The sequence below is a fragment of the Pseudoalteromonas sp. NSLLW218 genome, assembly GCF_015864775.1.
In the GTDB taxonomy this organism is placed as follows: Bacteria; Pseudomonadota; Gammaproteobacteria; order Enterobacterales; family Alteromonadaceae; genus Pseudoalteromonas.
The window spans coordinates 361,469-368,650 of the sequence record NZ_JADYWO010000005.1 but is presented as its reverse complement, the minus strand read 5'-3'; the positions used below and the strand labels follow the sequence as shown (position 1 = coordinate 368,650).

Here is a 7,182-nt window from a genome sequence, read left to right as displayed (position 1 = left end):
GTTGCGGGAGCCGGATTTGAACCGACGACCTTCGGGTTATGAGCCCGACGAGCTACCAGACTGCTCCATCCCGCGCCAATAGATATCAAACCTTAAATTTAATATCGCTGTTAGCTGTTTTACAACATGCTAAACAATGGCCGCTATTATAAGGATGTGTGGGCTAATTAGCAACTATAATACGCAATTAGTTTATAAAATTTCCAATTCGTCAAGATGCTAATTTAATGTATGTGTTAGTAACATAAGTAATCAGTCAGTTTTATAAAATGTTCATCGTCAAAATGCTAAATATTGCAGCTTACTATTTTTGAGTGAGAATCAAACCAACTGAACTCTTGCAACTGCATAGCCTCCTACATGCTTGCAATTTACCAGAAAATAAATTGATATAACTAAAACCCATACTTTAACACTAAAAAAACGTGCAGAATTTTAACTGCCCGCTATAATCAATTTTATGCCACTTGATAATAATAGTTATTACTCACTGCAGAGAGATAAAAAATGAATCAACAACAATCAGCATTGTTAAATAACTTAACAATTATTAAGCCAAACTTTCATGCATTCACGGCTCGATTTCACAGTAAATTAGCTGAATCTAGCATTGAGATGAATTACCCAACAGCCTTACAATTTAACGAAAAGAGTTTTACCCTTTTTTGTGTGCTAGAACGAATTGTTAAACATTTAGATAAGCCGGCATCGGTAGCTCCTTTTTTAGCACATCATTTAATGTACCTAAAAAACAGCAGTGTTTCACAAGGTGACATTGCAATTTTATCTGACACTTTTTACGAAACTCTTAAGGAGCACCTTGGTAAACACTTTAATGCTGAGAGCCAACTTGCTTGGAAAAAAGCGCTCAGATATTTTGAAAGCTTTGCAGGCAATGTTTTATTTAATGTATCTAATGTGGTTTCGTTACAACAAAAAATGCTACAAAAGCAAAGTAATAAACTTTAAATATATAAGCCTTAAAAGTGGTTAAATTACTTATTTAACCCCCTCACATCAAGCGCATTTCAACACCATCGTCCAACGCGTTTTTATTGATTTGATAATCGGTTAAGCTCTGCTGCTAACGACACAATATATTGGTTTCCTATCACCTACATTTATTTTACTAACCCGCTATTAAACGCAACTTTCTTATTACTATTAGCTTGCTCGACAAATCAGCTTTATAAGTGACTCTAAACTTAATACAGGCTCTCATTACTTTTAAATTTCCCAACTTTGGGTTTTTAGACAAGGTTGTTGACCAAACAAGAAAAACAGCTAATTCCCAGTATTAAAATCAGCACATTTTTAAAGTAAAGTATTTTGTAGCTCCCATTCACTCACCGTTAAATAGTAAAACGATCGTTTCATGAAATATGTCCGTATAAAAAAATTTGGCTTTACTATGACCAATCGCAAAACACTCAGACTAATACTAGGCGATCAGTTAAACCCATCTCATTCATGGTACAAACAAAAAGACGTCGACACGCTTTATCTGATCGCTGAACTAAAACAAGAAACCGACTACGTTAAACATCACATTCAAAAACTGTGTGCTTTTTTTAATGCTATGGAAAACTTCGCAACTGCATTAACCACGGCCGGTTTCAATGTTTTGCATTTAACACTTGATGATACCGATGATGACAAAGACTTAATTGAATTACTCAAACGAGTTGCCGATAAATACCAATGCGACTCTATCGAATATCAATACCCTGACGAGTTTAGGCTTAAGTCTCAATTAGCTAAGTTTAAAAGTGATAGCTCATTAAATGTAATTGCTACAGATACTGAACACTTTTTATTACCGTTCACCGATATAAAAAAACGCTTTACAAAAAACAAGCATGTAACAATGGAGCACTTTTATCGTGCTATGCGTAAAGAATTTAATATATTAATTGATGATGCAAAGCCAACCGGTGGCAAATGGAATTTTGATAGTAATAATCGTAATAAATTTTCCAAAAAAGACTTAGCAGATATCCCGAAACCTAAGTTATTCAATACTGATGTTAGCAGCATTATTTCTCGTTTAAACAAACACAAAGTCGCTTATTTAGGTGAAATAAATCAACATTCACTGGAGTGGCCAACAACGCGTAAACAAGCGATTGAATCTCTTGAATACTTTTGTGAGCACTTACTTAGTCGCTTTGGCCACTTTCAAGATGCGATGACAGATCAAAGTAAAAACAATACCAGCCTGTACCATAGCCGTTTATCGTTTGCCCTAAACGCAAAAATACTCCACCCGCTGTATGTAATCAAACGTGTAGTAAGCGAATACGAACAAAGGCCCAATGAAATATCCCTCTCGCAAGTAGAGGGTTTTACTAGGCAAATATTAGGCTGGAGAGAGTATGTACGTGCCATTTATTGGATTAACATGCCCGACTACGCAGTTAAAAATCAATTACAAGCCAAAAATAAACTGCCATCTTATTTTTGGAACAGCTCTACAAAAATGAATTGTTTAAGCCACTCACTCAAGCAAAGCCTTGAAACCGCTTATGCTCATCATATTCAGCGCCTAATGGTTATTGGTAACTTTTGTATGCTCACAGGAATAAACCCTGATGACGTAGATAACTGGTACCTAGGTGTTTATATAGATGCCATAGAATGGGTAGAAATGCCTAACACCCGAGGCATGAGTCAGTTTGCCGATGATGGAATAATTGCAACAAAGCCTTATGCTGCAAGCGGTAACTACATTAATAAAATGAGCGATTACTGCAAAAGCTGTCAGTACGATGTTAAACAAAAAGTAGGAGATAAAGCCTGCCCGCTAAATAGCTTGTATTGGCATTTCATGAATAGACACAGAGACAGGCTAGAGAAGAACCCACGTATTGGTATGGTATATAAAAACTGGGATAAACAAGATAAAACACTTCAAGAACAAACGCTGCAACAAGCAATCTACTACCTTAATAATTTAGAAGCGCTTTAAACAAAAAAACCGCCTCAAACGAGGCGGCTAAATAATCAGGGGAATATGTACTTTAGAAGATTATTTACCTTCTATTAGATTGCTATTACCAATTTCTATTTTACGTGGTTTAAGTGCTTCAGGAATTTCACGCTGTAACTCTATGCTCAATAAGCCGTTAGCTAAATCGGCACCAAGTACTTTTACATGGTCTCCAAGCTGAAATTTACGTTCAAAGTTACGCTCTGCTATACCTTGATGAATAAACTTACGTTCATTATTTTCATCTTTGTTAGCTTTAATACCTGCAACTTTTAACGTGTTGTTTTCTGACTCAATGGTCAATTCACTATCACTAAAACCAGCAACGGCCATAGTGATTCTGTATTTGTCTTTATCGAGTGCTTCTATATTGTAAGGAGGAAAACTCGGCTGCTTGTCTGTATTAGCCGCCGCATCCATAAGTGATGCTAAATGTTCGAAGCCGATAAATGAACGATAAAGTGGTGATAAGTCTACTGTACGCATAATAATATCCTCATATTTAAGCGATATTTTGCATGTGCTTTTCTATTGAACAAGCTCAAGCAAATTTCAATTAATAATATAAATTTCAATTGTTTAAGTTTAATTTAGGACCCATCAGGCGTCCTACTTAACTATATATGGACGGTAAAATTGTTTTCAAGTAAATTTATTAAAAATAAATAAAAAAGGCACTGAAGAGTGCCTTTTTTGAAACCATGTAGAATGAATACTATTTAATAAATGTGCCCCGGATTGGATAGTCGTTTTCTCTTGAAAACTTAATCCCACCTAGCAGTTGTTCTAAATCAGGACGAACAAATGGACTGTTTGATATATCGACCATTTGAAGCTGATTTTTTTCATTAAGCACATAAATTCCTGGTTCAGCAAATGGATGGTCAGTTTCTGCATCACTGCGAGGCTCGCTAATATGTAGCCCTAAATCAGTCATTTGTTCGATTGTTAAACCATAGTAAATCGGGAAGTTAATATCTATCTTTTCAAGATGCTTATTAAGCTGTTCATGACTATCACCACTTACAGCAACGACTTCAACTCCTGCTTCTTTAAAATTCTTATGTACTTTAGCAAGTTCGTTGAGTTGCGCAGTACATTTAGGGCAGTGCTGGCCTCGATAAACAACAATCATTTTCCATGGGGAATCACTTATTCTGTCGACTAAATCTATCTTTTTCTCGTCAACATCACTCACTACTAGTGATGGCATAATATCCGCAGGTTTTAAACTAGTGTTACTCATTGCGATCTCCTTTTACTGTTTCAGATTAAAAATTAATTTGCTCTTACCCATAGAGCTTAGGGTAACTTTTATTAATTCAACCTGAAAAGTGTAATTAAAAATCAATTATGACTTTAAGACCACCCTTTTATTTTTCTATAAATGGTAGATGCACTTACCCCTAAATAAGCAGCAGCAAGAGGAATATTGTCTTCGCAGCTTTTAATTGCATCTTCAATCGCCCTTTTCTCAACTTGCCATAGAGGTTCTATGTCGTGAACAGACATAGGAGATAATTGAACACTCTGCTCGTTTATATTGTGAATTGACTTAAATGAGCTCGAGTGCTTTACAGCACCTAGACCAAATGAATTTGGTAACATGTCCCTTTCAATTACATCGCCATCATTAATAACGACTGTATTTTCAATTACATTTTGCAGTTCGCGTATATTTCCTGGCCAATCATAGTTACAAAAAAGCGCTTTAACTTCATCAGAAAAGCCAATGAAATGCTTAGCGTTACTATCGCTTTTCTGTTTTAAGATATACTCAGCCAACAGTAATATATCATTTCCGCGCTCTCTTAAAGGCGGTAGCTTTACGGGGATAACATTTAAACGATAATATAAATCTTCTCTAAAGCGCCCTTCCGCAACCTCTATTATTGGGTTTCTGTTTGTTGCACATACTAAGCGAACATCGCTGTGTAATACTTCACTACTACCAACCTTGTTAAATATGCCTGTCTGTAAAAAGCGTAATAACTTAGCTTGTAAGTTAAGCTCCATTTCACATAACTCATCTAAAAATAACGTTCCACCGTTAGCTACCTCAACAGCGCCTTTTCGATCGCTTAGCGCACCACTAAATGCCCCTTTAACATGACCAAAAAATTCTGATTCAAATAACTCTGCAGGGATCGCAGCACAATTTATAGCGATAAATGGTCCTTTATTTCGGGGACTCGCATCATGAAGGGTCTGCGCACAAACTTCTTTACCTGTTCCACTTTCACCTGTAATAAATACACATGCTTTGCTTCTCGCGGCGCTATCTAGCAACCTAAAGACAGTTTTCATTGAGAGAGATTCACCAACAAAATCTTGGTTTTTATCGCTGCTTTCAACCAAGGGTTGCACTTTGATTTGCTCTTTAGGGGTGAACGCACTTTCAACTGAACTAATAAGTCGTTGACTTGTGAAGGGTTTTTCTAAAAAATCAAAGCCACCTAAACGCATAGCTTCCACAGCAATATCAATAGAGCTATTAGAGGTGATCATGACTACATTGGCTGGATTTTTTTGTTTATTTACAAATTGTAAAACTTCTAGCCCACTTATATCAGGCAAGCATACATCTTGTACTATAACCGCAGGCATTTTTTCTTTAATACCAACCAAAGCAGAATAGCCATCAGCGAAATGCTTACATTCGAAACCTGCTTGCTCAAGCTGACTTGCGTACAAAGCACCACTTGCAATGCTATCCTCAACGATGTAAACGAGGCCTTTATTTATCGTATCTGACACGGCTTTCTCCTAGATAGCTATACTATTACTCATTATTTGATACGCATCCCGGGTTTTATCCAAGTTATGCTTAATAACAAGTGCTGCGTGCAAGTTTTCTTCTGTAGTTGGTGGTGGTGAATCGTGTAACTGTGTTGCCAATGCAGCCAGAGGAGCAGCTCCATATAAAGCAGCCGAGTTTTTTAAAACATGCATCACTTCTTTAATTTTTATAATATCTTCACGAGTAATTGCCGTATCTAATTGGTTCGCCATAGTAACTAATTCATCGATAAATAAGTTTATCAGTCGAGCTAAAACGTTTATTCCAACATCCTTTTCAAGTTGGGTTAATACATTTAGTTCGGTAATACTTTTATCGATAAACTGCTCTGATATAGGCATAGATAACCTTTGTGTAAGTTTAAGCTTCGTACACTAATAACATGTAGGGGTTGTAGTTTAAGAGTAATTTGTTTTTTGCATTTTGCAAATCAAAATGAATATAAACAGTTAAAGAGCCCAGGTATCAATACTTTTGGTTAATGTTTGTGGCTTATCGAGCAAATATCCTTGAGCGATATCACAACCAAGTTGCTCTAATATTTGTAATTGCTCATTCTCTTCAATTCCTTCTGCTACGGTTTGTAAACCCAATCGCTGAGCCATTGCAATTATTGCGCTGCATAGCGTAAAGTCTTCATTATTAGTTGAAATCCCACTAACAAAACTGCGATCAATTTTTAATCCGTCAATATTAAATTGACGAAGCAGACCTAAAGACGCGTACCCGGTGCCAAAATCATCTATCCACACTTTTACGCCTTCTTTATGGAAGTTTTCAAATGCTTTAGCTATTTTTTCAGGGCTATGGATTAGCGCTGTTTCCGTTAATTCTACTTTGATAGCCTGTGGTGGTATTTGATACTTCTCAAGCAAGTACATTACTTTTGAAAAAACATCACCATCTAAAATTTGTACCGGTGAAATATTCAAAGAAACAGAAATGTCTGTCATACCAAAATGTCGCATATGTTTTAAATCGGATAAACACTGCTCAAAAATCCAGTCACCTAATTCTAAAATCATTCCCGATTGCTCTACATGAGGTATAAATTCATCAGGGCCTACAACTCCAAAACGCGGTGATTGGCATCTTACTAATGACTCAAAGCCGACCAACTTTCCAGTCCCTAACGATACAAGCGGTTGATAAACCATTTTAAAATAATTATTTTGCATTGCATCAGTCATGATTCTTTCTAACTCATGCCATCTTGCGAGGTTAACTGGACTTTCTGATTCTAGGTATTTAAATGCATTCATGATCTGCTCCGATTTTCACCCTTAGTGACTTGTATAGTTAACAGCAAGTTACAGACCACTTTTCAAAAATAAAACACAAAGTAAAACACAATTAATTCAATTGGTTACATTTTTTGAGTTTAGTCTTAAAA

The 7,182-nt window shown here is 36.1% G+C and carries 7 protein-coding genes and 1 tRNA gene; 2 read left to right on the top strand and 6 right to left on the bottom strand.

Features of this window, described 5'->3' with window-relative positions:
* Position 1 precedes the first annotated feature (1 nt).
* A tRNA-Met gene (locus tag I6E80_RS10125) sits at positions 2 to 75 on the bottom strand.
* A gap of 432 nt (positions 76 to 507) precedes the next feature.
* Between I6E80_RS10125 and I6E80_RS10120 the strand changes: the two genes are divergently transcribed.
* Both I6E80_RS10120 and I6E80_RS10115 read left to right on the top strand, forming a co-directional pair.
* A complete protein-coding gene (locus I6E80_RS10120; protein ID WP_197185473.1) occupies positions 508 to 969 on the top strand; it encodes a globin in 462 nt (153 codons plus the stop codon).
* A gap of 442 nt (positions 970 to 1,411) precedes the next feature.
* The gene (locus I6E80_RS10115; RefSeq protein ID WP_197185478.1) at positions 1,412 to 2,968 is read left to right on the top strand and encodes a cryptochrome/photolyase family protein; all 1,557 of its coding nucleotides are present in this window, start codon (positions 1,412 to 1,414) and stop codon (positions 2,966 to 2,968) included.
* 60 nt (positions 2,969 to 3,028) lie between these two features.
* Here I6E80_RS10115 and I6E80_RS10110 read toward each other — a convergent pair whose 3' ends face one another.
* From I6E80_RS10110 to I6E80_RS10090, 5 genes are all read right to left on the bottom strand, one after another.
* Positions 3,029 to 3,475 carry an Hsp20 family protein gene (locus I6E80_RS10110; protein WP_007585496.1) on the bottom strand — a complete coding sequence of 149 codons (447 nt, stop codon included), beginning with the start codon at positions 3,473 to 3,475 and terminating at the stop codon, positions 3,029 to 3,031.
* 229 nt (positions 3,476 to 3,704) lie between these two features.
* The gene (locus tag I6E80_RS10105) at positions 3,705 to 4,235 is read right to left on the bottom strand and encodes a redoxin domain-containing protein (protein WP_197185472.1); all 531 of its coding nucleotides are present in this window, start codon (positions 4,233 to 4,235) and stop codon (positions 3,705 to 3,707) included.
* A gap of 113 nt (positions 4,236 to 4,348) precedes the next feature.
* Entirely contained in the window at positions 4,349 to 5,746 is a 1,398-nt protein-coding gene (locus I6E80_RS20610) for a sigma-54 dependent transcriptional regulator (RefSeq protein ID WP_024598194.1), read from the bottom strand.
* A 9-nt stretch (positions 5,747 to 5,755) separates the two neighbouring features.
* Positions 5,756 to 6,130, bottom strand: coding sequence for an Hpt domain-containing protein (locus I6E80_RS10095; protein WP_002958476.1), 375 nt, complete (start codon positions 6,128 to 6,130; stop codon positions 5,756 to 5,758).
* A 108-nt stretch (positions 6,131 to 6,238) separates the two neighbouring features.
* Positions 6,239 to 7,051 carry a bifunctional diguanylate cyclase/phosphodiesterase gene (locus tag I6E80_RS10090; protein ID WP_231616766.1) on the bottom strand — a complete coding sequence of 271 codons (813 nt, stop codon included), beginning with the start codon at positions 7,049 to 7,051 and terminating at the stop codon, positions 6,239 to 6,241.
* Between the last annotated feature and the right edge of the window lie 131 nt (positions 7,052 to 7,182).

Excerpts from the sequence above, each read along its gene's own strand:
- I6E80_RS10120 (WP_197185473.1), top strand. The coding sequence starts at position 508 with ATGAATCAACAACAATCAGCATTGTTAAATAACTTAACAATTATTAAG.
- I6E80_RS10095 (WP_002958476.1), bottom strand. The coding sequence starts at position 6,130 with ATGCCTATATCAGAGCAGTTTATCGATAAAAGTATTACCGAACTAAAT.
- I6E80_RS10105 (WP_197185472.1), bottom strand. The coding sequence starts at position 4,235 with ATGAGTAACACTAGTTTAAAACCTGCGGATATTATGCCATCACTAGTA.
- I6E80_RS10115 (WP_197185478.1), top strand. The coding sequence starts at position 1,412 with ATGACCAATCGCAAAACACTCAGACTAATACTAGGCGATCAGTTAAAC.
- I6E80_RS10090 (WP_231616766.1), bottom strand. The coding sequence starts at position 7,051 with ATGAATGCATTTAAATACCTAGAATCAGAAAGTCCAGTTAACCTCGCA.
- I6E80_RS10110 (WP_007585496.1), bottom strand. The coding sequence starts at position 3,475 with ATGCGTACAGTAGACTTATCACCACTTTATCGTTCATTTATCGGCTTC.